The 26542-nt window shown below is 72.5% G+C and carries 20 protein-coding genes; 6 read left to right on the forward strand and 14 right to left on the reverse strand.

Going from position 1 to position 26542, the window contains the following annotated elements:
- Positions 1 to 4 precede the first annotated feature (4 nt).
- Positions 5 to 1555: a serine/threonine-protein kinase gene (locus tag HHX31_RS03400; RefSeq protein WP_169944870.1), complete on the reverse strand. Its 1551-nt coding sequence runs from the start codon at positions 1553 to 1555 to the stop codon at positions 5 to 7.
- Positions 1556 to 1650: 95 nt separating this feature from the next.
- Positions 1651 to 3345 carry a serine/threonine-protein kinase gene (locus HHX31_RS03405; protein ID WP_211589174.1) on the reverse strand — a complete coding sequence of 565 codons (1695 nt, stop codon included), beginning with the start codon at positions 3343 to 3345 and terminating at the stop codon, positions 1651 to 1653.
- 392 nt (positions 3346 to 3737) lie between these two features.
- Here HHX31_RS03405 and HHX31_RS03410 point away from each other — a divergent pair, with 392 nt between their 5' ends.
- Both HHX31_RS03410 and HHX31_RS03415 read left to right on the forward strand, forming a co-directional pair.
- On the forward strand, positions 3738 to 6494 hold the full coding sequence (locus HHX31_RS03410; protein ID WP_211589175.1) for a M14 family zinc carboxypeptidase: 2757 nt from the start codon (positions 3738 to 3740) through the stop codon (positions 6492 to 6494).
- A gap of 31 nt (positions 6495 to 6525) precedes the next feature.
- The gene (locus tag HHX31_RS03415; RefSeq protein ID WP_169944873.1) at positions 6526 to 7956 is read left to right on the forward strand and encodes a M1 family metallopeptidase; all 1431 of its coding nucleotides are present in this window, start codon (positions 6526 to 6528) and stop codon (positions 7954 to 7956) included.
- 51 nt (positions 7957 to 8007) lie between these two features.
- On the opposite strand, the gene HHX31_RS03420 is transcribed toward HHX31_RS03415, so the two are convergent.
- The 3 genes from HHX31_RS03420 to HHX31_RS03430 are packed head-to-tail and all read right to left on the reverse strand — an operon-like array spanning position 8008 to position 10529.
- Entirely contained in the window at positions 8008 to 8643 is a 636-nt protein-coding gene (locus tag HHX31_RS03420; protein ID WP_169944874.1) for a response regulator transcription factor, read from the reverse strand.
- Positions 8640 to 9791, reverse strand: coding sequence for a sensor histidine kinase (locus HHX31_RS03425; RefSeq protein ID WP_211589176.1), 1152 nt, complete (start codon positions 9789 to 9791; stop codon positions 8640 to 8642). Before HHX31_RS03425 ends, HHX31_RS03420 begins: the two co-directional genes overlap by 4 nt.
- A 21-nt stretch (positions 9792 to 9812) precedes the next feature.
- Entirely contained in the window at positions 9813 to 10529 is a 717-nt protein-coding gene (locus tag HHX31_RS03430) for a DUF2470 domain-containing protein (protein ID WP_169944876.1), read from the reverse strand.
- Between the two features lie 66 nt (positions 10530 to 10595).
- Between HHX31_RS03430 and rpsD the strand changes: the two genes are divergently transcribed.
- Positions 10596 to 11210: a 30S ribosomal protein S4 gene (rpsD, locus tag HHX31_RS03435; RefSeq protein ID WP_169944878.1), complete on the forward strand. Its 615-nt coding sequence runs from the start codon at positions 10596 to 10598 to the stop codon at positions 11208 to 11210.
- A 6-nt stretch (positions 11211 to 11216) separates the two neighbouring features.
- Here the strand turns inward: rpsD and HHX31_RS03440 are convergent, their stop codons facing one another.
- Positions 11217 to 13172 (reverse strand): serine/threonine-protein kinase, encoded by a 1956-nt coding sequence (locus tag HHX31_RS03440; RefSeq protein WP_169944879.1) that lies wholly within the window; start codon positions 13170 to 13172, stop codon positions 11217 to 11219.
- A gap of 304 nt (positions 13173 to 13476) precedes the next feature.
- On the opposite strand from HHX31_RS03440, the gene HHX31_RS35895 reads away from it, so the two are divergent.
- The gene (locus tag HHX31_RS35895) at positions 13477 to 14448 is read left to right on the forward strand and encodes a chorismate mutase (RefSeq protein ID WP_169944881.1); all 972 of its coding nucleotides are present in this window, start codon (positions 13477 to 13479) and stop codon (positions 14446 to 14448) included.
- Here the strand turns inward: HHX31_RS35895 and HHX31_RS03450 are convergent.
- Together HHX31_RS03450 and murA are read right to left on the reverse strand one after the other, a co-directional pair.
- Positions 14428 to 16689 (reverse strand): transglycosylase domain-containing protein, encoded by a 2262-nt coding sequence (locus tag HHX31_RS03450; RefSeq protein ID WP_311931331.1) that lies wholly within the window; start codon positions 16687 to 16689, stop codon positions 14428 to 14430. The genes HHX31_RS35895 and HHX31_RS03450 overlap by 21 nt on opposite strands.
- A 52-nt stretch (positions 16690 to 16741) precedes the next feature.
- Positions 16742 to 18046, reverse strand: a complete 1305-nt coding sequence (gene murA, locus HHX31_RS03455) for a UDP-N-acetylglucosamine 1-carboxyvinyltransferase (protein ID WP_169944882.1) — start codon at positions 18044 to 18046, stop codon at positions 16742 to 16744.
- Positions 18047 to 18145: 99 nt separating this feature from the next.
- On the opposite strand from murA, the gene HHX31_RS03460 reads away from it, so the two are divergent.
- Positions 18146 to 18628 (forward strand): hypothetical protein, encoded by a 483-nt coding sequence (locus tag HHX31_RS03460; RefSeq protein WP_169944896.1) that lies wholly within the window; start codon positions 18146 to 18148, stop codon positions 18626 to 18628.
- Here HHX31_RS03460 and HHX31_RS03465 read toward each other — a convergent pair.
- The 4 genes from HHX31_RS03465 to HHX31_RS03480 are packed head-to-tail and all read right to left on the reverse strand — an operon-like array spanning position 18625 to position 21613.
- Positions 18625 to 20031, reverse strand: a complete 1407-nt coding sequence (locus HHX31_RS03465) for an amidase (protein ID WP_169944897.1) — start codon at positions 20029 to 20031, stop codon at positions 18625 to 18627. The genes HHX31_RS03460 and HHX31_RS03465 overlap by 4 nt on opposite strands.
- A 14-nt stretch (positions 20032 to 20045) precedes the next feature.
- Positions 20046 to 20543, reverse strand: coding sequence for a Cys-tRNA(Pro) deacylase (gene ybaK, locus HHX31_RS03470; protein ID WP_169944899.1), 498 nt, complete (start codon positions 20541 to 20543; stop codon positions 20046 to 20048).
- A 10-nt stretch (positions 20544 to 20553) separates the two neighbouring features.
- Entirely contained in the window at positions 20554 to 20943 is a 390-nt protein-coding gene (locus HHX31_RS03475) for an arsenate reductase family protein (protein WP_169944900.1), read from the reverse strand.
- A 34-nt stretch (positions 20944 to 20977) separates the two neighbouring features.
- Positions 20978 to 21613 (reverse strand): TetR/AcrR family transcriptional regulator, encoded by a 636-nt coding sequence (locus tag HHX31_RS03480; protein WP_311931335.1) that lies wholly within the window; start codon positions 21611 to 21613, stop codon positions 20978 to 20980.
- Positions 21614 to 21704: 91 nt separating this feature from the next.
- Here HHX31_RS03480 and HHX31_RS03485 point away from each other — a divergent pair, with 91 nt between their 5' ends.
- Positions 21705 to 23165: a DHA2 family efflux MFS transporter permease subunit gene (locus HHX31_RS03485; RefSeq protein WP_169944902.1), complete on the forward strand. Its 1461-nt coding sequence runs from the start codon at positions 21705 to 21707 to the stop codon at positions 23163 to 23165.
- 553 nt (positions 23166 to 23718) lie between these two features.
- Here the strand turns inward: HHX31_RS03485 and HHX31_RS03490 are convergent.
- Together HHX31_RS03490 and HHX31_RS03495 are read right to left on the reverse strand one after the other, a co-directional pair.
- On the reverse strand, positions 23719 to 25110 hold the full coding sequence (locus HHX31_RS03490) for an NAD(P)/FAD-dependent oxidoreductase (protein ID WP_249345356.1): 1392 nt from the start codon (positions 25108 to 25110) through the stop codon (positions 23719 to 23721).
- Positions 25107 to 26540, reverse strand: coding sequence for an NAD(P)/FAD-dependent oxidoreductase (locus HHX31_RS03495; protein ID WP_311931338.1), 1434 nt, complete (start codon positions 26538 to 26540; stop codon positions 25107 to 25109). Before HHX31_RS03495 ends, HHX31_RS03490 begins: the two co-directional genes overlap by 4 nt.
- Between the last annotated feature and the right edge of the window lie 2 nt (positions 26541 to 26542).

Here is a 26542-nt window from a genome sequence, read left to right on the forward strand (position 1 = left end):
CCGGTCAGGCGCCCCAGCCCTGCTCCGGCTGGGTGTAGCCGTCTGGGATGTCACCGACGTCCGCGTCCGTGGCGGCCTTCGTGGCCTCGCCTTTTCCCTGGCCTCCACTCTTGCCCTGGGCCGGGCCGGCGGATCCGTTGCTCTTCCCGGACTCGGCCGCCCCGTTTCCCGGGGCTTTCGCCGGTCCCGGGCCCTTGGGCTTCTCCTTGGCCTTTCCCTCGGGCTTTCCCTCGGGCTTTCCTTGGGGGTTCTCCGCGGGCTTGCCGTTCGGCTTCGTCCTGGGCTTCGCCTTGGGCTTCCCCATGGGAGTGCCGGGGCCGGGCCCGCCCCCGGTGCCGTACGTGGCCCTCCCGGGGTTCGTCACCGGCTGGGTGGGCGTCTTCCGCTCCGACTGGCGGCTCTCGGTCCGCCTGTCGTTCTTGACGGCCTCGGCGGTCTTGGTCGCGAACACCGTCACCGTGGGAGTGCTCACCACGGTGGTCCCCCGCGGGTCGGCCGGCGTACGTGCGGTGGCGAAGGCGACGGCGCCCGCGGCGAGGCCGACCAGCGTGACGAGCGCCGCCGAGCCCGCCGCCAGCGCCCAGGGCCTGGAGCGTCCGTCCACCGGCGCGTGGGCAGGCACCGGGGTCGGCGCCGGAGTGATCCCGGGGAACGGCACCGGAGTGGGCGCCGGGGTCCGGGAGAGCAGGGGCGGCAGCCGGGGACGCGGCACGACCGGGTCGGTCACCTGGCCGGTGGCCACGGCGTGCAGGTGCTGGGCGGCGTAGTCCGCGCTCATCCTGCGGGCGGGGTCCTTGACCAGCAGGCCCTCGATGACCGGGGCCAGCGGGCCGGCGTTGCGCAGCGGACCCGGGTCCTCGTACATCACCGCGGCCAGCGTCGCCAGCGCGTGACCCCGGTGGAACGGCGAGCGCCCCTCGACGGCCAGGAACAGCGTCACCCCGAGCGACCACAGGTCGGACGCCCGCTGCGCCTGCCGTCCGGCCGCCCGCTCAGGGGCGATGAACGCCGGGGTGCCGATCAGCATGCCCGTGCGGGTGACCGGCGAGTCGTCCTCCATCGCGGCGATGCCGAAGTCCGTCAGCACGACCCGGCCGTCGTGGGCGAGCAGCACGTTGTCGGGCTTGACGTCCCGGTGCAGCACGCCGTTGGCATGGGCGAGGCGCAGCGCGGCCAGCACCCTCGACCCGATCTCCGCCACCCGCCGCGGCGGCAGCGGCCCCTCGTCGCGGATGACAGAGCCGAGCGTCCTGGACGGGATCAGCTCGAAGACGATCCAGGGGTAGCCGTTCTCCTCGAAGGCGTCGTACACCGCCGCCACGCTCGGATGGCTCAACCGTCCCGCGGCCCTGGCCTCGCGGAAGGTCCTGATGGTGAAGACCTCCCGCTCCGGGCCGGTGAGCGTGGCCGACGCCAGCAGTTCCTTGACGGCGACCTCGCGTTCGAGCACCTGGTCGACGGCCCGCCACACGGTGCCCATGCCGCCTCGCCCCAGTGGCTCGATCAGGCGATAGCGTCCTGCCACGACACGTTCGGAGGTTCGCGCTTCAGCCATGATTGCCGGGCTACCCCGCGTGGCGGAGCGCATGCGACGTCATTGCTCTCTTCCGGGCCGAAACCGCCGCTGACCCGGACGTCTTAATCAAATCGTTATTCTGGCTGGAAGGTCCGCTCGAAAATGCGGAAGTAGGACAAACCGGTAGTCCATCGGGAGTCGGCGGCCTGCCAATAGAGGGCGATGCAGCGGCCGTCCTCGGTCCTGAAGGCGCGGTCGAGCACCCGCACCCTGCCCGCGTCGGTCGTGTGGGTGAACTCCCAGTCCGCGGCGGGTACGTCGAGGTACGTCCCCCGCGTGATGCCGATGCGCTCGTAGCCGCGCAGGTATCCCATCTTCGTCGAGGCCGCCTCCACCTGGCGTAACGCCGCCACCGGATCGGTGGTGTCCCACGGGGTCAGGTCCACCTGCAGGTAGTCACGCCCGCTCGGGTGGCGGAAGCGCACCCGGGTGGCCTCCCTGCCGAACGGGACCCAGCCGGAGGGCAGGGCGATAGAGAAGCCGAGCCGGTCGCGGTGGAACTTCCACCCGGAGGGAAGCCCGGACGCCGTCGTCGTCGAGCGCCGGGGGGACGGCGCGTCCGAAGGGCTCGGCCGTGGGGCCTCGGCCGTGGGGTCGTGCTCCGCCGGTGTGGGCTCCTCGGCGGCGATCCCGCCCGCCTGCCTGCTGTAGCCGTACCAGCCGCCGACGGCGAGGACCACGACCAGCAGCAGCGGTAACAGGACGAACAGTGTCGTCCTGCCTGCGGATCCGCGCCTCGCGGCGGGCGGACCCGGTGCGGTCGGGGCAGCGTGGCCTCCCGGCGGGGCCGTGGGGGCGCTGTACTGCTGGGCGCTGTACTGCTGGGCGCTGTACTGCTGGGCGCTGTACTGCTGGGCGCTGTACTGCTGGGCTCCGTATGGCTGGCTACCGTACGTAGGGGCGCTGTACGGCTGGGGGCCGTACGGTGGCGGGGGGCCGGGGGGAACGGGCTCCCGCCCGGCCGACACGGCCGCGTCGAGCAGGGCGGCGGCCTCGGTCGCGCCGATGCGCCGGGCGGGGTCCTTGCGCAGCAGGCCTTCGAGCACGGGCGTCAGGGCGCCCGCCCGCCGGGGCGGGGCCGGATCGTCGTGCAGGACGGCCGCCATGGTGGCCACGGCGGAGTTGCGGTCGAACGGTGTCCTGCCCTCGACGGCCGCGTACAGCGTGGCGCCGAGGGACCACAGGTCGGACTCGGGGGTCGCGGGGTGGCCGTTCAGCCGCTCCGGGGGGATGAACGCGGGGGTGCCGGTGATGCCGCCGGTCATGGTGAGCCCGGTCTCCTCCGGCATCGTGGCGATGCCGAAGTCGGTGAGCACCACCCGGGTCTCTCCCTTGAGCAGCACGTTCTCCGGCTTGACGTCACGGTGGAGCACGCCCGCGGCGTGCGCGGTGCACAGCGCGTCGAGCACCTGCAGGCCGATCGCGGCGACCCGGGCGGGCGGGAGCGGGCCCTGCTCGCGCAGCACCTGGCCCAGCGACCGCGACTGCACGAGTTGCATCACGATCCAGGGACGGCCGTCCTCCTCGATCACGTCGTGGACGACGACGACGTTCGGGTGGTCGATGCGGCCGGCGGCCCGCGCCTCCCGGATGGTGCGCCGGTTGAAGGCCGCCCTGTCCTCTTCCGAGGTGGGGTGGTAGAGCACCTCTTTCACGGCCACCGTACGGTCGAGCAGGTCGTCGTGGGCGCGCCAGACGACGCCCATGCCGCCGCGGCCGATCGGCTCGAGCAGGTGGTATCTGCCCGCCAGCCGACGCTCCTCGTCCACCCTGTTCACCTCCGAATCTCCTGAATGGTCCCACAGGCCGGTACGTGGCGGTCTGTTCCGCGGCCGACGAGGCGGGGAGAAGCGGTGGGGCCCATGAGTGCGAACCCGATGCCCAGTCGTTATCGGACGTTATAAAAGGGCGATTCGGTCGTCCGTTAGGGCGATGACGTGCGGAGATGTGATCGCTCACACTTTACAACTCGGTGCGGTTAAATCTTGCACAGCTTGTCCGCTTTATTCCGTTCTAATACTGTCCGCAGTGACTTTGTCGTTTCCTGGACGGGCCTCCTCCGAGACATCCCCCGTCCTCCCCGCCTGGAGGCGAGATGCGGTTACGCACGACCTTGTGCGGAAGATCCCCCTATGGCATTGCACTAGGCGTCGCGGTCCTGGTGTCCGCCACGCTCACGCTGACACCGGCCTCCCCGGCGCAGGCCGACCCCGCCGGGGCCAAGAAGCCGCCCCAGCAGTGCGACGCGGATCCGAACGCCCACGTGGCCGCGGTGCCGGCCCCGGAGCAGTTCTTCGGCTTCCCGCTGGGCAAGGGGCAGTCCCGGGTGCTCACCACGGAAGAGATCAAGAAGTACGTGGACGCCGTCGGACGCGCCTCCGACCGGGTGGTCACCGGCACGGTGGCGCACAGCGTGACCGGCCAGGAGTTGCCGTACGCCATCGTGTCCGACTCGCACAACATGGTGCCCGGGCAGCTCAAGAAGATCGCCGACCAGATCCGCTCGCTGCGCGACCCGAGGTCGCTGAAGGCGGACAAGGCGGCGCGCATCGCCGACGACTCGCCCGCCGTCGTCTGGATCGCCGGCAACGTGCACGGCGGAGAGAAGAGCGGCGCCGACGCCGCGCTCAAGACGCTGTACGAACTCGCGGGCGGCCTGTCCTGCGACGTCGCCAAGCGCAACGACAACCTGGTCACGGTCATCATGCCGACCCAGAACCCGGACGGCCGCGACGCGAGCCGCAGGACCAACGAGTACGGCTTCGACCTCAACCGGGACTGGTTCGCCCGCACCCAGCCGGAGACCGACGGCAAGATCGAGATGCTCCGGCGGTTCCCCCCGCAGGTCTTCGTCGACGCGCACGAGATGGGCGGGCGGCAGTACTTCTTCCCGCCCAACGCCGACCCGATCCACCACGAGATCGCCGACCAGCCGGTGGACTGGATCAACCGCATCGGCGCGGCGAACGCCGCTGGCTTCGGCTACAACGGCGCCTGCGCCGGCGCCGTCACCACCGAGTGCTACTTCAACTACGCCACCTACGACCTGTTCTACATGGGTTACGGCGACACCGTCCCCTCGGCGGGCTTCGGCGCCGCGGGGATGACGTTCGAGAAGGGCAGCTCGTCCTCGGTCGAGGACCGGGTGCAGCAGCAGTTCAACACCCAGTGGGCGACGACGGGCTGGGCCGCCGACAACCGGCGCGAGATCCTGAACGGCTACTACTCGATCTGGCGCACCGCGCTCGCCGAGGGCGCCGCGGGCACGCTGGAGCCGAACGAGGTCGTCCAGCCGGCCAACACGGTCCGGTTCCCGGTGCCCGACATCAAGATCAGGTCGTACTTCCTGCTGCCCGACCGGCAGCTCGGCGACGTGCGCCGGCTGGTCGAACGGCTGCGCCGCATGGACGTCGAGGTCTACCGGGTGAAGAAGCCCGTGAAGGTGCCCTCCGCGCGGGTGTTCGGCGGCCGGACGGCCGATGACGTGACGGTGCCCGAGGGCGCGTACTGGATCCCGATGGACCAGCCCCAGAAGCACTGGATCCAGGCGATCATGGGTGAGGACCCGTACGTCCCCTTCCCCTACTTCTACGACGTCTCCTCCTGGAGCAACCCGCTGCTCGCCGGCGTGAACGCCATCTCCACCGGCGACGAGCTGTCGCCGAAGGCCGACCTCGTCAAGGACGTCGAAGGCGGCGTCGCCTCCGCCGCGCCCAAGGGCGGGTCGTACTCCTACCCGATGGACTCGGCCGCCGCCTCCGAGCTGACCTTCCGGCTGCTCGGCGCGGGCGTGCCTCTCACGCGTGACCTCGGCAGCGGGGCCGTCAGCCTGCCCGCCACGGCGATGAACCGCGGCGAGCTGGACAAGCTGGCCCGCTCCCTGGGCGTGACGGTCGAGGGCGGCGCGTCCCCCGCCTCCGGCGCCGCGCTGCGCACGCCCGACGCCGGCCTGTTCGCCGGCACCGGCGTGTCCACCACCTCCGGGTCGTACGGCGAGGCCCGCTACGTGCTCGGCGACCGCTGGGGTCTCGGGCTGACGCCGGTGACGACTGCGGACATCAACGACAACACCCCGGCCTTCACCGAGCGGACCGTCCTGCTCGTCCCCGACGGCAGCAGCTCGAACGGCGGGCTGACCGCTCAGGGCCTGGCCAACCTCAGGCAGTGGGTGGCCGCGGGCGGCACGTACGTCGGCCTGCGCAACGAGGGCACCCGGGTCGCCAGGGCGGCCGGCCTCACCTCCACGACCGAGAAGACCAAGCCGACCGGTTACCAGGTCATCGGCTCGCACTTCCGGGTGGACGTGGAGCAGGGCAGCCCGGTGTCGCTCGGCCGCCCCGCGGAGGACTTCCAGTTCAACAACGGCGACCCGATCCTCAACCCCAGCCAGACCGGGGTGAACGTGCTCACCTACCCCACGGACGACACGTTCTGGTCCAACGGCTACAGCGTGGGCGCCGAGGCGCTCAAGGGCACGGCCTCTCTCGTCGACGAGCCGACCGGCGCCGGACACGCCGTGCTGTTCGCGTACAACCCGCTGTTCAGGGCGTACAACGAGAACGGCATCCACCTGCTCGCCAACGCGCTGCTGTACCCGGCGGCCACGTCCCAGGCCAAGCAGCGGTCCGCCACAACCCCCGACCCGGCGCGCGTCGCCGCGGCGTCGGCGGAGGAGCCGCCGAACCTCGGCGGCCAGTGGCGGCCGATCGTCATCCAGGTGGCCGACGCCGACCTCGCCAGGACCCGCGCGGTGGTCGAGCGCTACACGGACACGGCCCTGACCGCGTCGGCGGACGGCTCGTCCTACGCCACCATCCCGAACCCCGACGGCCTGTCCGCCGACGAGCACCCGTTCGTCCGCGACCTGGTCCGCGACCTCGGCGCGGCGGGCATCCCGCTCCGCTCCGTCGTCGCCTGAGTCCCGACACGATCCTCGGAAGGAAACCCCTATGACATCGTCCCGTTCGCGCCGCGCGGCGCGGATCGGCGGCGCCGCGCTCGCGGCGGCGCTGCTCACCGCGACCCAGGCGACCGCGTCATTCGCGGCGCCCGGGAAGCCGGGGGAGCCGCGCTACTCCGCGGGCGCCCCCTCGCTCGGCGACCCGTACTTCCCCGACCAGGGCAACGGCGGCTACGACGTGCGGCACTACGACGTCACGTTCACGTACGACCCGGCCACCAAGGTCATGGACGCCACGACGGTGATCACCGCGGTCGCCACGCAGGACCTCGACCAGTTCGATCTGGACTTCCGCGGCCCGCAGATCACGTCGCTGACGGTGGGCAAGCACCCGGCCGACTACCGCAGGGACGGGCAGGAGCTCGTCGTGACCCCGCGGCCCAAGCTGAAGACCGGGGAGACGTTCACCGTCACGGTGTCGTACGCCGGGACGCCGCCGGTCGTCACCGACCCCGACGGCTCGATCGAGGGCTGGGTGCCGACCGACGACGGCGCCTTCGTGCCGGGCGAGCCGCAGGGCGCGCCGGCCTGGCTGCCTTCCAACGACAGCCCCGCGGACAAGGCGACGTTCACCTTCCGGGCGACCGTCCCCGAGGGCGTCACGGTGGTCGGCAACGGCCGCCTGGTGTCCAAGACGACCGCCAAGGGCAAGACGACGTTCGTGTGGGACTCGGCCGAGCCGATGGCGACCTACCTCGCCACGGTGACGCTGGGGAACTTCGTCGTGAACGAGACGACCACGCCGAGCGGCATCCCGGTCTACACGGCGGTGGACCCGCGCCTGACGACCCAGTCGGCCGCGGCCGTCGCCCAGATCCCCGCCATCGTGGAGTACTTCTCCTCGATCTTCGGGCCGTACCCCTTCAACACGGCTGGGGCGATCATCGACCGCGCGCCGGACGTCGGGTACGCCCTGGAGAGCCAGACCAAGCCGATCTTCTCCAGCGCGCCCAGCGTCGGCACGATGGCGCACGAGCTCGCCCACCAGTGGTACGGCGACAGCGTGAGCGTCGGCAAGTGGGCCGACATCTGGCTCAACGAGGGCTTCGCGACGTACGCGACCTGGCTGTGGACCGAGCACACCGGTGGCGCCACCGCCCAGGCGACGTTCGACAGCGCGAGCAACTACGGCAGGGCGGCTACCTCGTCGTTCTGGCAGACCGTCACGGCCGACCCCGGCCCTGAGGACATGTTCGGCAACGTGCCGTACAACCGTGGCGCGATGACGCTGCACGCGCTGCGCGGCAAGATCGGCGACACCGCCTTCTTCACGCTGGTCAAGGACTGGGCGACGCAGCACCGGTACGGAAACGCGAGCACCGCCGAGTTCGTCGAGGCGGCGGAGCGGGTCTCGGGCCAGGACCTCACGGCGTTCTTCGACGTGTGGCTGTTCCAGAAGGGCAAGCCCACCACCTGGTAAGCGGAATCCGGCGGCTCCTCATCGCGGGAGCCGCCGGATCAGTGACACGGATTACGGCCGGAGGTGCAGCGCGAGCTGGATGCGGTCGCGCAGGCCCAGCTTGCGCAGCACGCTGGACACGTGGTTCTTGACCGTGCCCTCGGTGATGAGCAGGTGCGCGGCGATCTCCCGGGTGGTGGCCCCGGCGGCGACCATCCGCGCCACCTCGACCTCGCGGGCCGACAGCAGTTCCTGCCCGCGGAACGCGACCGTGCCCACCGGCAGGTGCCGCAGCTCGGAGACCAGGCGCGCCGCCACCGGGCTGCCCAGCACGGTCTCCCCACGGCTCGCCCGGTGCACGGCCGAGACCAGTTCCTCGGGCGAGCAGTCCTTCAGCAGGTAGCCGGTCGCGCCGCCGCGCAGCGCGCCGAAGATGAACTCGTCCTCGTCGAAGGTGCTGAGCACGACGACCGCCACCTCAGGGCGCTCGGCGGCCAGGCGGGCGATCAGCTCCACGCCGTTCATGCCCGGCATGCGCATGTCCACGAGCGCCACATGGGGACGCCGGTCGCCGATCACCCGCAGGGCGTCGTGGCCGTCGGCCGCCTCGCCGACGACCTCGATGCCGTCCTCGACCTCCAGCAGCTTGCGCAGCCCCTGGCGCAGCAGCGCCTGGTCGTCCACGAGCACCACCCTGACCGGCCTCATGCCCGCACCTCCGACGACGGCAGCTCGGCGCGTAACTCGAACCCGCCGTCCGGCCTGTTGCCACTGGCCAGCGTGCCGCCGAGCGCCCTGGCCCGATCCGCCAGCGCCGTCAGCCCGAAGCCGCCGCGCGCCCGGGCGTCCCGGCCCGTCCCGTCGTCGCTGACCACGAGCGCCACCCGGTCGTCGCCGAACGTCAGCGTGCCCCGCACGCGCTCCGCCTTCGCGTGCCGCAGCGCGTTGGTGAGCCCTTCCTGCAGCACCCGGTAGAGGACGAGCTCGGTGTCGGCCGCGAGGCGCCGCTCCTCGCCCCGCACCTCGAAGCTCACGCTGATGCCGGTGCCGTCGAACGACGCCGCGAGCCGTTCGAGCGCGGCGCTGCCGACGCGGCCGTCCAGCGCGAGCGGCCGCAGCGCGCGCACCCAGCGCCGCGCGTCGGCCAGCGCCTCCGCGGTGAGCTCCTTGGCCTGGCGCACCTCCGCCCAGGCGGCCTCTGGGCGGCGGTCGCGGAAGCGCTCGGCGTTCTCCAGGCCCATCTTTATGACGGTCAGGTGGTGGCCGACCGAGTCGTGCATCTCCGCCGCCATCCTCGCCCGCTCCTCGGCGACGGCCAGTTCCCTGATGCGTTCGAGCAGTCCTCGCGCCTCCTCCCGGCTGCGCCGGGCCGCGAGCGTGGAGGAGGTCATGCCCAGCACGAACGCCGCGAGCACCGCGGCGAGGCCCGTCTCCTGCAGGCCGTCGAGCACGGTCTTGTGGAACAGCAGGGGGACCGCCGCGAACATCACCACCGCGAGGCAGGACAGGATGATCGTCGCGGTTCGCATGCTGTAGATGAAGGCCAGGTTGGCCACCGCGACGAGGATCAGGGGCAGATGGGTGCTGTGGGCGCCGCTGACGCCCAGCATGGTGGTCGCCACCAGGAACAGCGGGACCGCCCACCGGCGGCCGTCCGCCCGGTCCCAGGGCAGCATGGGCCACAGCGCCACGACCAGCCCCAGATTGGCGGAGAAGAGCACGTACTCCGGCACGCTGCCGGAGCCGAGCAGCACCGCCTGAGCGAGGCCCGCGGCCATGACCGCCGTCACCGCCCAGAAGACGAGGTTGAACAGGAAAGGCCGGTCGGGGTCACGAAGCCAGTCAAATCCCGCCATGCTCCGACGCTTTCACGGCTTTCACGGCGACAGCAAGAAGGCCAGGGCGTGTTCGAGCGCTTCGGGCGTCGCTACGGGCTCCGCCCAGGGGACCCGGATGAGATGCCCGGGCCCCGGCCGCAGGGTGGCGCCGTAGCGGTCCACCTCCCACAGCCAGACCTCCTGGGCCGGTTCCCCCGTCAGTCTCTCCGCCGTCTCCCTCAACTGCCTTCGGTGGGACTCGTTGACGTGGCGGACCATGCGTTCGGCCACCGCGAGCAGCGGGTCGGGCGCCGAGGCGAGGTAGGTCTCGGCGTCGAGGACGCCCGACTCCTGGCCGGTGAGGTAGATCACGTGGCAGACGTCGACGCGCAGCAGCGCCCGGCCGTCGCCCTCGACGGCCGCGAACAGGTCCTCGTCGGGGCACGTCTCCGCGATGGCCACGGCGGCGGCGCGCGCCTCCTCCACGGGCACGGGCCGCGTCCACCCGCGCACCTTCAGCAGCGCGCGAGCCCGCGCGGCCCCGCCGACCTCCCTGCTCGCTGAGAGGTCGACCGTCACCAGGGTCTCGGCGGGCGCGCCGTACAGGACCTCGCCCGGCTTCACCAGCAGGACCGGCCGGCCCCTGCCGTCCACGCCGCCGCGGGCGACGGCCGCGGGCACGTCCGACCCGGCGACCGAGACGTGCGTGGGCGCCGACAGCGCCGCGAGAGTGCGTACGCGTTCGGGGACCGGGGGAGCGGTAACGGGATGCCGCATGGGGAGCTCCTTCAATGTAGGTTAGGCTCACCTTAGTAAGGCTCACCTAACTTGGAAAGAGGCGTCATGCGTTACACGGGACCGAAGGTGCGGCTGTCGCGGCGGGCGGGCGTTCCGCTCACCCGCAAGGCGGTGAAGTACTTCGAGGCCCGGCCCTACCCGCCGGGGGAGCACGGCCGCAAGACGAGCCGGCGCAACACCGGCGACTACGGCATGCGGCTGCTGGAGAAGCAGAAGCTCCGCTGGTACTACGACGTGCCGGAACGCCAGCTCCGCCGCTACTGGGACCTCGCCGTCCGCCGTCCCGGCCGGTCAGGAGAGGAACTGGTCGCGCTCCTGGAGACCCGGCTCCCCTCCCTCGTCCTGCGGGCCGGCCTGGCGCCGTCGATCTACGCCGCCCGGCAGTACGTGAACCACGGGCACATCGCGGTCGACGGCCGCAAGGTGGACATCCCGAGCTACCAGGTCAAGCCGGGCCAGTCGGTGACCGTACGAGACCGGTCGGCCCGGATGCAGCCGTTCGTCGCCGCGGCCGAGGGCACGTACGCGGACGAGCGCACCGCCCCCTACCTGGACGTCGACCATCGCGGGCTGCGCTTCACCCTGCTGCGGCGCCCCGTACGCGAGGAGATCGCGGTCCCGGTCGACGAGCAGCTCGTGGTCGAGCACTACTCCCGCTGACGACCGCTACTTCGCCGGCTTGAAGGTGGCGGCCATGGTCTCGAACAGCTTTTTCTTCTTCTTCCAGTCCTTGTCCTGGGTCTTGTAGAGCAGCGCGTAGCCGTTGTTCTTGTCGGTGACGAACCCGCGGTCGATCACCCGGGAGCGGAACCGGCTGTCGCCGAAGGTGAACTCCCAGTCGGCCGCGGTCTTCCAGAAGTCCTTGACCTCACGGATCTCGACGAGTTCGTAGCCGGGGAAGTTACGGCTCATCCCCGGCACGTCGCGCCGCCACACCTTCAGCGCGTCCGACTCCGGACTGGAGGTGTGGTGCACCTCCAGGTAGGTGTGCGCGTCGCCGCGGAAGCGAACCTCGCCGTTGCCCCTGCCGTCGACGCTCCACCCCTTCGGCAGCGCGATGGAGAACCCGCTCGAGTGCTTGTACTCGTGCCAGCCGTCGGGGACGTCCCCGGGCCCGGGCTCCTCGCTCTCGGGGGAGGGCTCGGGGGAGGGCTGGGCGGACGGCTCGGCGGACGGCGATTCCGCCGGCTCGTCCGAGGAGGACGGGTCGGCGGAGGACGGCGCGACAGAGGAGGGCGCGGCGGCGGAGGGCTTCCCGGTGCTGGGGTCCGATCCGGCGGCGGGCGTGCCCCCCGTGTCGTTGCCGCCCGACTGCAGCCCGAAGTAGCCCGCGAGGCCCGCGACGACCAGCAGCGCGGGAATGAGGACCAGCGCGACCTTCAGCAGGCCGCCCCGCGCCTGCGGCTCGTGCCGCGGCCCGGCGTCCGGCACCGGGTCGTCCGCGCGTTGCCGGCTCTCCGCCGTGGGGGCGGCGATTCTGGGCGCCGTACGGACGGGCGGTGGGGCCTGTGCGCCGGTCTCCGGCATGGGCGGCGGGACGTCCTCCTCCGGAGGGGTCCGATGGTCGTCCCGGATGACGGGGATGGGCGAGGTGATCTCACCGGGACCCGTGGCCGCGTCGCCCGACTGTGAGGCCGACTGCGAAGCCGACTGTGACGACGGCTCCGGATCCGGTTGCGGGGACGGCTGCGGAGCCGGTTCCCGGGCGGGCGGCAGAGGGGACGGCGCCGTGGCCTCCGGCGCGGCGGCGGGCCGGGACGGCGGCGGGGCCTCCGGTGCGGCGGCGGGCTGAGACGGCGGCGGGGCAAGGTCGCGCGACGCCCGCTTGAGCTCGCGGGTCAGCTCCTCGTAACCCGGCCGGTCGGCGGGCTCCTTGGCGAGCATCCGCAGCAGCACGGGACCGAGCGCGCCCGCGCGCCGCGGCGCGGCAGGGTCCTCGTTCAGGACGGCGTGCATGGTGGCCATCGCCATGCCGCGGTCGTGCGGGGGCTTCCCCTCGACCGCCGTGTAGAGCGTGGCGCCCAGCGACCACAGGTCCGACTCGCGCTGGGCGGCCTCGCCGCGGAGGCGTTCCGGGGCGATGAAGGCGGGGGTGCCGACGAGGCCGGTGCGGGTCATGGTGGAGTCCGCTTCGAGCCGGGCGATGCCGAAGTCGGTGAGGACCACCCGGCTGTCGTCGGTGAGCAGCACGTTCTCCGGTTTGACGTCGCGGTGCAGCACGCCCTGCCGATGCGCGGCGCGCAGCGCGTCCAGGATCTGCAGCCCGATCTCAACGGTGCGCTCGGGGGAGAGCGGGCCGTCCTCCCTGATCACCTGCCCGAGCGAGCGGGAGGCGACGAGCTGCATGATGATCCAGGGCCGGTCGTCCTCCTCGATCACGTCGTGGACGACCACCACGTTCGGGTGGGTGAGGCGCCCGGCGGCCCGGGCCTCACGCATGGTCCTGCGGTTGAGGTCGCTGAGCTGGTCGCCCATGGCGCTGTCGTAGCGGACCTCCTTGACCGCGACCGCGCGGTCCAGCAATTCGTCGTGGGCGCGCCAGACGACGCCCATGCCACCCCGGCCGATCGGCTCCAACAACTGGTACCGGCCTCCGACGAGCCGGCCTTCCGCACGCGACACTCGAACCCCTTCCTGGACTTATGAATCGTCCCACGGATGGCAAAGGGATCAACCGCATCCATCGCCGACGATCCCGAAATCCGAGACAAATCGGTTCGAGCGGTGACCCGGCGCTGCTAAGGTCCTCGTTATGGGTACATTCAGCTCGTTTACGAGGCCGGCTCCGGGAGAGCCGGTCGCGTGAAGGTGAGCTAGCGACCATCCGGAGCCGGCCTGAGGCAGGGACGCCAGCGTCTCTGCCTTTTTTGTTGTCACCCGGCCGGTTCGCACGCGGCAATGGACACGCGGCAATGGAGGAGCCCACATGTCGAAGGCAGCCCAACTCGACCGAGACGCCGTACGGATCGGTGACCTGGTGATCGGCGACGGGCTACCCGTGGTGGTCGTCGGCGGTCAGGACGCCCGCTGGCTGCGCCTGCCCGCCGAGACCGCGACTGTCGAGACCGCGACCACCGAGACCGCGATCATCGAGGCACGGGCGAGCTGGGCGGGCCCCCTGCTGGTGGAGCCCGCCTCGGTCGCCTGCCTGCCCGCCGTGGCCAGGCACGCCGACGGAGTGGTGGTCGGGGCGGCCTGGGCGTGCGATTCCGGCCTCGTCCGCGCCGTGGCCCGGCTCGGACTGCCCGTCGTCCTCCAGCGGGGCGTCGTGGGCGGGCGGACGGCGACGCTGGAGGAGTGGCTGGCCGCCGTGGACGACTGCGCGGCCGAGGGCAACGAGGCGATCGTGCTCTGCGAGAGCGGCGGGCGGGCGGAGCCTGAGGACGCCGCGCCCGACCTCGGGCTCATGCGCGCGGCGCGGGAGCGCACCGGCCGCCCCGCGCTCGCCGGGCTCGGCGGCGACGGGGCACTGGCGGACGCGGCGGTGGCGGCGGGGGCGGACGGCCTGCTGGTCGGGCCCGGCGCGCCCGTGCGGGCTCTCGCGGCGGCGCACGAGGCGGCGACCGTCGTGGCGGCGGTCCTGCGGCCTGAGGCCCCCGACACCCTCGACGGCGCCCGGGGCGCGATCGACCGGGTCGACGCGGCCCTCGCCACGCTCCTCGAACGCCGGGCCGCGCTGGCCGGGCGGATCCAGCGGCTCAAGCCCGTCGGCGGTTTCCGGGGCAGGGACATGGAACGCGAGCGACGCCTCGTCGCCGCCATGGCCCGCCGCGCGCCGGCTCTCGGCGCCGGGCTGCTCGCCCCGATCATGAACGCCGTGATCGAGGCCGGACTGCGCCTGTCGGAGGAGACCAGGGACGCCGATCACGGCACCGGCTCAGCGACCGGCGGCTCCTGAGACGGGCGGCGAGGAAGCACGGGCCGCCGCGGCGTCCGCTCCGGGGTGCCCGCCCCCGGCCTCCCGCGCCTCGCGTTCCTCCTTCTTCCGCGCCTCCTCCTGCGCCTTCTTCTTCTCCTTCTTGCGCTGTTTCTCCAGCGCCTCCTTCAGGCCCGGCGTGAACCCGCCGCCGAAACGGGCCATGTCGGGCGGGGCGAAGCCGTACACGGGGGTGCCCCGCAGGGCCGCGCGCATCGAGTCCACCCAGATCGGGCCAGGCAGCGAGGCGCCCTGCACCGAGCCGTAGTAGCGGCCGCCGATGGTGACACCGGTGAGCGGATAACGGTAGGAGCCGCGGATGTCGCCCACGCTGACGGCGGCGGCGAGACCGGGTGTGTACCCGGCGAACCAGGCCGAGGTGTAACCGTTGTTGGTGCCCGTCTTGCCCGCGGCGGGCCGCCCGATGGACTGGCCGCGCATCGTGCCCTTGGTGAAGACCCCCGTGAGCACGTGGCTCACCGCGTCGGCGACCTCGGGCTCCAGCGCCGTCACACAGGCCGGCGGGATGTCGGTGCGGGTGCCGTCGTGCTCCACCACGGCGGTGATGGCCAGCGGCCGGCAGTAGCGGCCGCGGGCGGCGAACGCCGCGTACGCCGCCGCCACCGTGGTGGGGTCCATCTCGTTGGCCCCGAGTGTGAACGTCGGCACCTCGCGCAGCGCCGTGCCGTCCGCCCGCCCGATGCCCAGCGATTTGGCCGTCTGCACCACGTCGCACAGGCCGACCTCGCGCTCCAGCCGCATGTAGAAGATGTTCACCGACTGCCAGGTGCCCATCTCCAGGCTGTACGGCCCGCCGCCGCCCTCGCCACCGGCGTTGCGGATGACGGTGTGCGGGTCGTTGACGGCCCTGCCCGAGCAGTCGCGGTAGCCGTACGACGGGACGTACGCGCCGGGGATCGTGAAGCCGTCGCCGAACCGCATGCCCTGCTTGAGCGCGGTGGCCAGCGTGAACACCTTGAACGTGGAGCCCGCCTGCAGGCCGAGCCCGCCGCCGTGGGCGGTGTCGGCCGCCAGGTTGTAGGTGGTGGCGGGCCCGAGGTCGCGGTCGTGCGGGTTGCGCCCGTACCGCTTGCTCACCGCCATCGCGCGGATGTGCCCGGTGCCCGGCTCGATCATGGTCTCCGAGGCCACCTGGTGGTCGCGTGGCCTGACCCGCGCGGCGATGGCACGCTCCGCGGCCCGTTGCGCGGCCGGGTCGATGGTCGTCCAGATGGTCAGCCCGCCCCGCTGCAGGCGCCGCTCCCGGTCGGCCCTGGAGTATCCGAACGCGGGATTGCCGAGCACCTCGCGCTCCACGTACACGCAGAAGAAGGGGTGGGCGCTGCCGGCGCAGCCGCCGGGCTCCGGCCGCATGCGCAGCGCCAGCGGCTCCGCCGCGGCGGTGCGCGCCGCGCTCGCGTCGATCGCCCCGAGCTCGGCCATCCGGCGCAGGACCAGGTCACGCCGGGCCCGCAGCCGGTCCCTGTGCTCGTCGCCGAGGGTGGGGTCGGTGTCGTACGGCGTGCGCACGGCGCCGGCGAGCGTCGCCGCCTGCGGGAGCGTGAGATCGGCGGCGTCCACGCCGAAGAACCGCCTGGCCGCGGACTGCACGCCGAACGCCCCCGCGCCGAAGTAGGCGATGTTGAGGTAGCGCTCCAGGATCTGGTCCTTGGTGTATTTGCGTTCGAGCGCCAGCGCGTACCGCAGTTCGTCGAACTTGCGGCGGAACGAGCGCATGAGGGCCTGCGCCCGTTCGTCCTCCGACTCGGCCTGGTTCAGCATGATGTTCTTGACGAGCTGCTGGCTGATGGACGAGCCGCCCTGCCGGATGCCGCCGGCCCTGGTGTTGGTGACGAAGGCGCGGAGCGTGCCCTTGATGTCCAGGCCGCCGTGCTCGTAGAACCTGGCGTCCTCGATGGCCACGATGGCCCGGCGCATCACCGGGGCGACCGCGCTCAGCGGCACCGACTGCCGGTTCTGGTAATAGAACTGCGCGATCTGACGCCCGTTGCGGTCGAGCAGCCGCGTCACCTCGGGCAGCGGCTCCTCGCGCAGCGGCGCGGGCAGGCGGGTGAGCGTGGACGCGGCGCTCCTGGCCGCCAGGCCGGCTCCGCCCACGAGGGGCATCGCCAGCCCGGCGACGAGGGTGCCCCCGGCCGTGCCGCACAGGCCCAGCGCGAGGACGGTGCGCCCGAGAGTGACGCCGAGTAGACGAGAGGTCACGGGATATCAGTGCGACCTCTGGCGTTTGTCCAAACCCGGCCGCCGCAAAGCTTTACGTGATCCTGTTGATCTTCAACCCGAGGGAGGTGAACTGTTCGAAGGGTCTGTGGTAGCCGCGTTCGATGTGGTTGACGCCCCGCAGGGTCGAGGTGCCCTCGGCCACGGCGGCGGCCAGCACCGCGGAGAACCCGGCGCGGATGTCCGGCAGCGTCACGTCGGCCCCGCGCAGATTGGACACTCCGCGCACGACCGCCGAGTGCTTGGCGTTGGTGTCGTGATAGCGGCAGGCCGGGCCGCCCAGGCACTGGGCGAACACCTCGATCTCGCAGCCCATCTTCTGCAGCGCGGGCACGTACACGAGCCGGTTCTCGAACACCGTCTCGTGCAGCACCGACATGCCCTCAGCGCGGGTGAACAGCACCATCAGCGGCGTCTGCCAGTCCGTCATGAAACCCGGATGGGTGTCGGTCTGCACCGCCGCCGCCCGCAGGCCGTCCGGGGCGGAGGCGCACAGCCAGTCGTCGGTGATCTCGAACCGCGCGCCCATCCTCGCCAGCGTGGTGATGGCGGTGACGAGCCGGTCCTGGTGACAGCCGTGCACGCGCACCTCGCCGCCCGTGACGAGACCCGCCACCAGGTACGAGAACGCCTCGATGCGGTCGCCGGCCAGCCAGGTGGAGGCGCCGCGCAGCTTCTCGACGCCCTCGATGACGATGCGGCGGTCCGGGCTCAGCTCGATCATCGCGCCCATGCGCTGGAGGAACAGCGCCAGTTCGACCACCTCGGGCTCCATCGCCGCGCCCTTGATGACGGTCTTGCCCTCCGCGAGCACCGCCGTCATGAGGATCGTCTCGGTGGCGCCCACGCTGGGGTAGGGGAGCGTGATGCGGTTACCGCGCAAACGGGTCGCCTTCGCGGTGATGCCGTTGTCGCCGACCTCGATCTCCGCGCCCATCGACCGCAGCGCCTCGACGTGGAAGTTGACCGGGCGCCTGCCGATGGGGTCGCCGCCGACGAGGGGGACGAACGCCTCACCCGCCAGATGCAGCAGCGGGCCGAGCATGAGAATCGGGATGCGGTTGAGGCCGGTGTACTCCTCCGGCACGCGCGGCCGGATCTCGCTGCCGCGCTCGATGGCGACCTCACCCGGCGTGATCTCCACATGGATGCCGAGGGCTTCCAGCATGGCGGCGGTCAGCCCCACCTCGCCGACCTCGGGGGCGTTGTGCAGCGTGCTCGGACCGGTCCCGAGCATCGCCGCCACCATGTGTTTGGAGACCGCGTTCTTCGATCCCCGGACCTCCACGTCTCCCCGCAACGGGCCGGACGGGTCGATCTGCCATACCTCTTCGCTCACTCGGCCTCCTTGGCCAACACGATGCCGTGCGTCCCCTGCGCCCGGCTTAGCAAGAGTAACGGGGCCGGACCCGATTACCATGTGGGTACTATCGGGACGGTGCGGCATCTGAGGGGCAATCTGGCGACGGCCGTGGTGACCGTCGTCGTGCTCGCCGTTCTCGGCGTGGCCGCCGGATACGTGTGGTCGGCGCTCGCCCCCGCCACGCGGTACGTGCTGATCGACGGGGCGCCGCACCTGGCCGACCCCGAGACGCAGTCCCTCATCGAGGCCGACGGATGGTTCGCCGCCGTGACTGGCGCTTTCGGCCTTATCTGCGCGGTCGCCGGGTACCTGCTCGCGCGTGACCGGCCGGTCGGGATCCTCCTGGGACTCACGGCCGGAGGTCTGCTCGCCGGGTACGTCGCGATGCTGGTCGGGGGAAGGGCCAAGGGCGTGGTCCAGGCGGCGGGCGCGGGCGGCTACACCACCACGAGCTCCCTGGACCTGACCGCGCACGGCGTGCTGTTCGCCTGGCCGCTCGTCGCCACCACGGCCTTCTGGGTCGTCGAGTTCGCCGTGACCTACAACCAGCGCCGCTAGAGCTGGGGAGCGTCCAGGCCCGGCTCGGTCCGCCAGAGGCCGGTCGCCTGCTCGAAGGCGTGCCCGAGGCGCAGGACGTCCATGTCGGCCCACGGCCTGCCGACGATCTGCAGGCCGACGGGGAGACCCTCGGGGGTGAACCCGCACGGCACCGACATCGCGGGCGCGTGCAGCACGCTGACCCAGTAGCACGAGCGCATCCACGCCAGGTAGTCGGGCATCGGCACCCCCGCCACCTCCGTGACGTACGGCTGCCCGACCGGGAACGGCGGCACCTGGCTGACGGGCCCCACCAGGAAGTCGTACCGGCCGAAGAACTCCCGCATGCGATGGAACAGGCCGGTGCGCAGCCGCTCGGCCCGGGCGAGGTCGGCTCCGGTGACCCTCCGCCCCTGCTCCACGTTCCAGGCCACGTTGGGGCCGACCTCGGGGAGCTCGCCGAAGCTGAGCGCGTAGTACCACGACCGGTAGACGCGGAACGCCTCCTCGGCGTCGGACAGGTCCAGGTCGACCTGCTCGACCTTGGCGCCCAGCGCGGACAGCGTCTCGGCTGCCCGCGCCGTCGCCGCGGCCGTCCGCGGGTCGACAGGGAGGCCGCCCAGGTCCGGGCTGAAGGCCACGCGTACGCCGGTGACGTCCATGTCCAGCGATGACGCGAACACGCTGCCGTCCTCGCGGATGGAGAACGGGGAGACCGGGTCGAACCCGGCGATGGCCGACATGAACAGCGCCAGGTCGGCGGCGGTGCGGGCCATCGGGCCCGGCACGCTGAGGGTGAACCACGCCGCCGTCGCCGACCTCGCCGGCACCCGCCCGGGGGTGGGCCGCAGGCCCGCCACGTTGCAGAACGACGCCGGGTTGCGCAGCGACCCGCCCATGTCGGAGCCGTCGGCGAGCGGCACCATCCGGCACGCGAGCGCCGCCGCCGCGCCGCCGCTGCTGCCGCCCGCGCTCTTCGACAGGTCGTAGGGATTGAGCGTCGCTCCGAACACCTCGTTGACCGTGTGCGAGCCGGTGCCGAACTCCGGCGTGTTCGTCTTGCCGAGCGCGATCCCGCCCGCCTCGCGGATGCGCAGAACCAGCGGGTCGTCCTCAGCGGGCACGTGGTTCGCGAAGGCCGGCGAGCCGTACGTCGTCCGCACGCCCGCGGTGTCGGCGAGGTCCTTGTGCGCGACCGGGATGCCATGCAGCGCTCCGCGCACCTGGCCGCGCCGCAGTTCCTCGTCGGCGCGCGCGGCCTGGTCCAGCGCCCGCTCGGCCATCAGCGTCACGATGGCGTTGACCCGCGGGTTCGTCTCGTCGATTTGCCGCAGGCACGCCTCCGTCAGCTCGACCGCGCTCACCTCGCGGGCACCAAGGAGCGCGGCCATCTCGGTCGCGGTGAGGTTGACCAGCTCGTCCATGTCTCCCCGTAGGTTCAGGCCTTGGCGATGGGCGCGGTCACGGCCTGCGCGAGCCGGATGAGGTTGGCCGGAGCCGTCTCGATCTGCAGGCCACGCCGCCCCGCGGAGAAGTAGATCGTCTCGAAGCCGAGCGCCGACTCGTCCACCACGGTCGGCAGCCGCTTGCGCTGCCCGAGCGGGCTGATCCCTCCCACGACGTAGCCGGTGACCCGCTCCACCTTCGCCGAGTCGGCCATCGCCGCCCGCTTGCCCTTCAGCGCCGCGGCGAACGCCTTGAGGTCTAGCTTGCCCGCCACCGGCACGACCGCGACCGCCAGGCCCGTCTCGGTCTCCGCCACCAGCGTCTTGAAGATCCGCTCGTACGGCAGGCCGAGCGCGTCGGCCGCCTCCTCCCCGTACGCCTGGGCGTTCGGGTCATGGTCGTAGGGGTGAAGGGTGAACTCCGCCTTGGCCTGCGTGAGGGCGACGGTCGCCGGAGTGCCCTGGCCGCCCTTGCTCTTGGTCTTGCTCACGACGGCAAGCCTAGTGCGCCTCCCCCCGCACGCCAGGGTGCGTTCCGGGCAGAACGGAGCGCACCGCCTCGGGGGAGCGGGCCACCACGGCGCTGCCGTCGTCGGCGGTGATGATCGGCCGCTGGATCAGGATCGGATGAGCCGCCATGGCCTCGACCCACCGCCCCCGGGCCCCCTCGTCGCGCGGCCACGACCCGATGCCGAGCTCCGCCGCGACGGGCTCGCCGAGGCGGGCCACGTCCCAGGGTTCCAGTCCGAGGCGACGCAGGATCTCGGTGAGTTCCTCCGCGCTCGGCGGGTCCTCCAGGTAGTGCCGGATCGTGTACCCGGCGCCCTCGGCGTCCAGCAGCGACAAGGCCGACCGGCACTTCGAGCAGGCCGGATTGATCCAGATCTCCATGTGCTCATTCTCCCGCGCCGGGACATGAGTCAGGTCAGATTGCTCCCGCCTGACCCGGCCCGTTGTGGTGGCTGCGAACGAGGGGGAGGAAGAGCTCGTCGACGATCGATCGGATGCGGGGCGGCTTCAGGGGTTCGAGGTCCATGAGCAGGTCGTGGCGCACCAGGTCGAACGGCATGGCGAGCACCGCGGGAGGGATCCGTTCCAGGTCGATCTCACCACGGTCATGGGCACGCTGGTAGATGGCCCGAACGCGTGAGAGCCGCTGGTCGCCGATGATCCTGTCGCGTGCCTGGGCGGGGGTGAGCCCGGTGCTGGCCAGTAGCCCCGAGAAGGCGGTGGCCGCGGCGATGGCGGAGAAGGCGGCGCGGGCCTCGCCCATGGCGGTCAGCGCGGCGAGGAGGTCGCCGCGCAGCGTCCCGGTGTCGGGGAGGTCGACCGGATGGCTGTTCCGATAGTGCTCCAGCGCGGCGAGCACGAGCTGGTCCTTGTTGTCCCAGCGGCGGTAGAGCACGGCGATGCCGGTGCCGGCACGGGACGCGACGGACTCCATGGTCAGCTTCGCGAAGCCGACCTCGGCCAGCTCGTCCCAGGCTGCGTCCAGCAACGCGGCCTCGAGTTCGGGCCCGCGTCGGCGTTGGCGAGAGGGCTCGGCGCCGGCTGTGGTCACGACTCCAATCATAAGGAAGGTTTGCATTCCCTAGCAAAGCCGCCCTACTCTCCTAAGAGATGGATTCCACTCTTAATGTGCGGGCGGGGCGATGACAGAGACCACCGAGGCGAGGCTGTCGCCGCAGGTGAAGAACGCGCTGATCGCGCTGATCGTGGGCGGGATCGCGGCGATCCTCGACTCGACGATGGTCACGCTGGCGATCCACACGCTGGCGGTGAAGCTGCACTCGACCGCCGACACGATCCAGTGGGTCACCACCGGTTTCCTGCTGGCGATGGCCGTCGCGATCCCGGTCACCGGGTGGGCGGAGCGCCGCTGGGGCGGCAAGCGGGCCTGGATGGCCGCGCTGGTGCTGTTCGTGCTCGCCTCGGTGCTGTGCGCGGTGGCGTGGAACGACGCCGGCCTGATCGGGTTCCGGGCGCTGCAGGGCTTCGGTGCCGGGCTGATCTTCCCGTTGATGCAGACGCTCGCGGTGAGAGCCGCGGGCGGGCGTGTCAGCAGCCGGCTGATGGCGGCCGTCAGCCTGCCGATCGCGCTTGGTCCGATCCTCGGCCCGGTGATCGGCGGCGTGATACTCAACTGGCTGAGCTGGCGCTGGCTGTTCCTCGTCAACGTGCCGGTGATCGCCGCCGGGCTGCTGCTGGCGTGGCGGTTCCTGCCTGCCGACCGTCCCGGCTCCTCAGCCGGGCGCGGGCGCCTGGACTGGATCGGCCTGGTGCTGCTCGCGCCGGCGCTGACGGGGATCCTGCTCGGCCTCTCGCGGCTGTCGGAGCATGGCGGGATCGGCCACGCCGGGGTGCTGGTGCCGCTGTCGGCCGGGGTCGTCCTGCTGGGCGCGTTCATCGCCTGGGCGTCCCGGCCTGGCGAGCGCGAGCCGATCGTCGACGTGCGGCTGCTGCGCGTGCGCTCGCTTGGCAGTGCGTCCGCGGTCCTGTTCACCGCCGGCGCGGCGATGTACGCCGGCATGTTCCTGCTGCCGCTGTACTACCAGCAACTGCGCGGCGACAGCGTGCTGGGCGCCGGGCTGCTGATGATTCCGCAGGGCGTGGGCGCGCTCGCCTCGCGCTTCCTGATCGGCAAGGTGGTCGACCGGTTCGGGGCGCGAGCCGTGACGATCGCCGGCTTCCTGCTCGCCGCCGTCGCCACCGTCCCGTTCGCGCTCGCCGGGCCGGACACGAGCCTGTCGTGGCTGGGAGCCGTGCTGCTGGTTCGCGGTCTGGGGATCGGGGCGGTGCTGATCCCTCCGATGTCCCTCGCCTACCGGGACATCCAACCGGCAGGCATCCCGCACGCCACCATGAACACCCGCATCGTCCAGCAGGTGGGCGCCTCGTTCGGCACCGCGATCGTGGCCGTCGTCCTGCAGTCGCTCCTCGGCCACGGCGCCACCGGCGCGTTCCAGGGCGCGTTCTGGTGGGCGGCCGGCATCGCCGTCGCCGCGGTCATCCCCGCCATCGCTCTGCCGGCGGGCAAGCCGGCGAACCGCCGACCCGCCGCAGAGCCGGTGCGCAACGACGAGGCCGCGAGCAGCCGAGTGGCGGAGGCCTGAGCACAGCGGTGATGGGCATGACAGCCGCCCACAAGGCATCGAAGAACTCGGCAAGGCGGTCGAAGGCGTGCGCCGTCGGCATCCGGCCCGCGCCCTCCGCCGACCAGCCGCGCCACCTGCCTGCACCCGACAACCCCCCGGAGGACCGGTGCCCCTCGTCGCCGGGGTCGACTCGTCGGCCCAGTCGTGCAAAGTCGTCATCGGCGACGCCGAGACCGGGGAACCGGTGCGCGAAGGTCGCGCACCCCACCCCGTCGGCACCGCCGTGCCGCCGGCCGCGTGGGAGGCCGCGCTGTCCGACGCGGTCGCGCAGGCCGGCGGACTGGACGACGTGGCGTCCGCCTCGATCGCCGGGCAGCAGCGGGCAGCGGCCGCCGTCGTGGACGCTCGGGCAGGTCGAGACGCACGAGGCGGACGCCGTGCCGGCGATCCGCGAACAGTACGCCGTGGACCGCGAGAACGTTGTCGACCGCGCTGGCTGACGGCGGCGGTGCCGGTGCCCGGGGGTCGCCGGCGGTACCGGTGGCGGAATCACGGGCAGCGGGGCCCGCGGTCAGGCCAGCGAGATGGTGATCGCGCCGCCGCGCGGGTCCGCGGCGGACAGCAGGGACGACGGCACCCGGAACACCCGCCCGGGGGAGACCGGCCACGGCAGTGTGCGGCGGGCGATCTCGCGGCCGTCCTGAGTCACGACGACCCGGGCGATCGGACGGTGCTCGGTAGCCCACAGCAGGATCCGGCGGCGCGGCGGCGCGCCCGCGCCCGGCCGGACCAGGCCGGGGAAGACCCATCGGAACGGCGCCTCGGCCCGCAGCGGGATCGCATCCGCGAACGTGCCGCCGGTCTCGCGGCCTCCGGCGTTCCCGGACTCGTCGTCGCCGTGAGCACCGCCGGTGCCGGTCCCGGGACTCGTTCCGCTGCCGGAGGGACGTGCCGTGTAAGGGAAGTCCCTCGCGGCGGACCGGTCCACGGTGCGGGAGGCGGCGGGGGAACCCGCGGCGAGGTACGCCTGGACGTGGCGCACCACGTGACGGCCGTCGAGAGCCGCCACGTCGGCGGTGTCCACCGGGTGGACCAGGTTGCCGATGGCGAAGACCCCGGGACGGCTGGTGGCCAGGGTGTTGTCCACCACCGGGCCCCGGCTGCCGGGGTCCATCGCCAGCCCGGCCGCCCGGGCCAGCTCGTGGTCGGGGATCCAGCCGCCGGTGAACACCACCGTGTCGCAGGGCACCGTCCGGCGTTCGCCCGTGCGCAGGTCCTCGACCTCCACGGACTCGACGGCGTCGCGGCCGCTGATCCGCACGACCCTGGTGGCGGTGGCGACCGGCACCCGCAGCGCGGCCCGCCCCGGCACGCTGAACGCCGCGTACGACTCGGGCCTGGCGTGCTCGGTGGTCATCAGCACGGTGCGGCAGCCCGCCTCGCGCAGCGTGAGCACGGCCGACCAGCTCACCGGCTCGGCTCCGACGATCACGGCCCGCGTGCCCACCCTGCCGTGGTGGAGGTGGACCACATTCTGCAGCTGACCGGTCGTCAGCACGCCCGGAGGCCGGTCGCCCGGCACCATCCGGGCCGTACGCGGCCGTTCCCTGGCGCCGGTGGCGAGGACGACGGCGCCGGCGTCCACCCGCAGGCGTCCCTCCGGGGTGGTGACGTCGAGTAAGCGCTCCCCGGCCCAGCCGGTGACCATCGCCGAGGTGCGCACCAGGGCGCCCGCCTCCAGCGCGCGGTTGGCCAGCAGCCGGGCGTACGCCGGGCCGGTCATCAGCGTGCGCAGGTCCCGCAGGCCGTAGCCGGTGTGGTCGCTGTGCCGGGGGACGCCCCCGGCCTCGCGTTCCCGGTCGAGCACCAGCACGCGCAGCCCGGCGGCCGCGAGACCGGCGGCGGCGGTCAGCCCGGAGGGGCCGCCGCCCACGACGGCGACATCGGGGGTGGTGACGTTCATCGCGGCTCCTCCAGCGGTGCGAGGCGTTCGCCGATCTCGGCTCCGCAGAAGAAGCCCTGGCAGCGGCCCATCATGGCCCGGGTGCGGCGGCGCAGGCCGTCGAGGTCGGCAGGGGGGAGCGGGGAGGCCAGCGCGTCCCTGATCTCCCCGGCGGTGACCCGCTCGCAGAAGCAGACGACGGTCCCGTACGCCGGGTCCTCGCCGATGAGGTCGTCGCACGCGTACGGCCGGGGGAACGCCTCGCCGATGTTGGGCATCCGGGGCGGATCGGGCAGGTCGTCGCGTACGGAGGTGACGAGTCCCGTCTCGGCCAGCAGCCCGGCGGCGTGCTCGGCGAGGGCCATCGACGAGGTCAGCCCGGTGGACCGGATGCCGCCGAGCACGAGGTACCGCCGCGCGGCGTCGAGGTGGACCTGGTAGTCGCCGTGCTCGGTGGCCGCCCGCAGCCCCGCGTAGGAGGCCGTGACCTCTTCCTGCAGCAGCGCCGGCATGAGGGCGAGGCCCTTGTCGACCAGGAAGGCGAACCCCGCCTCAGAGGTGGAGGTGTCGGCGTGGTCGCGCAGGTCCTCCGCCGTGGGGCCGAGCATGACGTTGCCGTAGATGGTCGGGCTGATCAGCACGCCCTTGCCGCGCGAGCTGGGCACGGGCAGCACGATGCGGTCGGCCAGCGGCCTGGCCATCTTGTCGAAGACCAGCAGTTCGCCCCTGCGCGGCGTGACGGTGAACCGCTCGTGCCCGAAGAGGCGGTCGATGGCGCCGGACCCCAGCCCTGCGGCGTTGACGACCCAGCGGGCCCGCAGCGTGCCCCTGCTGGTCAGCAGAAGAGTCTCCTCGCCGGCGTCGTGCTCGACGCCCTTGACCCGCGCGTTGAGCACCACGTGGGCGCCGCGGGCCAGCGCGTCCAGGGAGAACGCGAGCGTGGTGGTCCACGGGCAGATGATCGCCTCGCCGGGCACGGTGAGCCCGCCGAGCACGCCAGGGCCGAGGGCCGGGACGAGCCGGTAGACCTCCTCGGCGCCCAGGGTCTCGCACTCCAGGTAGCCGTTCTTCGCCGCCTTGGCGGCCAGCCCGGGCAGCGCGGCGAGCTCCTCGGCGGTCCAGGCGACGAGCACCGCGCCGGTCCGCTCGACCGGGACGCCGGCGCGCCCGGCGTACTCGCCGAGCAGCTCGTATCCCCGCCGCACCAGCCGCGACTCCAGCGTGCCAGGCGTCGCGTCGAAGCCCGTGTGCAGGATCGCGGTGCTGGCCTTGCTGGTGCCGTCGCCGACGTCGGCCCTGGCCTCGACCAGGACCACGGACAGCGGGCGGCCGTCCGATTCGCGGCCCGCCAGCTCGCGGGCCACGGCGGCGCCGACGACGCCGCCGCCGATCACCGCCACGTCGGCCGTCCCGTCCGGCAGCGGCCCCGACCTGCTCACTCGCGGATTCACGT

It is taken from the genome of Microbispora sp. H11081 (assembly GCF_012999535.1).
In the GTDB taxonomy this organism is placed as follows: domain Bacteria; phylum Actinomycetota; class Actinomycetes; order Streptosporangiales; family Streptosporangiaceae; genus Microbispora.

What these genes read in the sequence shown, in the direction of transcription:
- HHX31_RS03465 (WP_169944897.1), bottom strand. Translation starts at nt 20,031, where the DNA reads ATGGACGAGCTGGTCAACCTCACCGCGACCGAGATGGCCGCGCTCCTT.
- HHX31_RS03420 (WP_169944874.1), bottom strand. Translation starts at nt 8,643, where the DNA reads ATGAGGCCGGTCAGGGTGGTGCTCGTGGACGACCAGGCGCTGCTGCGC.
- HHX31_RS35895 (WP_169944881.1), top strand. Translation starts at nt 13,477, where the DNA reads ATGTCGAAGGCAGCCCAACTCGACCGAGACGCCGTACGGATCGGTGAC.
- HHX31_RS03475 (WP_169944900.1), bottom strand. Translation starts at nt 20,943, where the DNA reads ATGGAGATCTGGATCAATCCGGCCTGCTCGAAGTGCCGGTCGGCCTTG.
- HHX31_RS03425 (WP_211589176.1), bottom strand. Translation starts at nt 9,791, where the DNA reads ATGGCGGGATTTGACTGGCTTCGTGACCCCGACCGGCCTTTCCTGTTC.
- HHX31_RS03490 (WP_249345356.1), bottom strand. Translation starts at nt 25,110, where the DNA reads ATGAACGTCACCACCCCCGATGTCGCCGTCGTGGGCGGCGGCCCCTCC.
- HHX31_RS03485 (WP_169944902.1), top strand. Translation starts at nt 21,705, where the DNA reads ATGACAGAGACCACCGAGGCGAGGCTGTCGCCGCAGGTGAAGAACGCG.
- HHX31_RS03415 (WP_169944873.1), top strand. Translation starts at nt 6,526, where the DNA reads ATGACATCGTCCCGTTCGCGCCGCGCGGCGCGGATCGGCGGCGCCGCG.
- HHX31_RS03430 (WP_169944876.1), bottom strand. Translation starts at nt 10,529, where the DNA reads ATGCGGCATCCCGTTACCGCTCCCCCGGTCCCCGAACGCGTACGCACT.
- rpsD (WP_169944878.1), top strand. Translation starts at nt 10,596, where the DNA reads ATGCGTTACACGGGACCGAAGGTGCGGCTGTCGCGGCGGGCGGGCGTT.
- HHX31_RS03400 (WP_169944870.1), bottom strand. Translation starts at nt 1,555, where the DNA reads ATGGCTGAAGCGCGAACCTCCGAACGTGTCGTGGCAGGACGCTATCGC.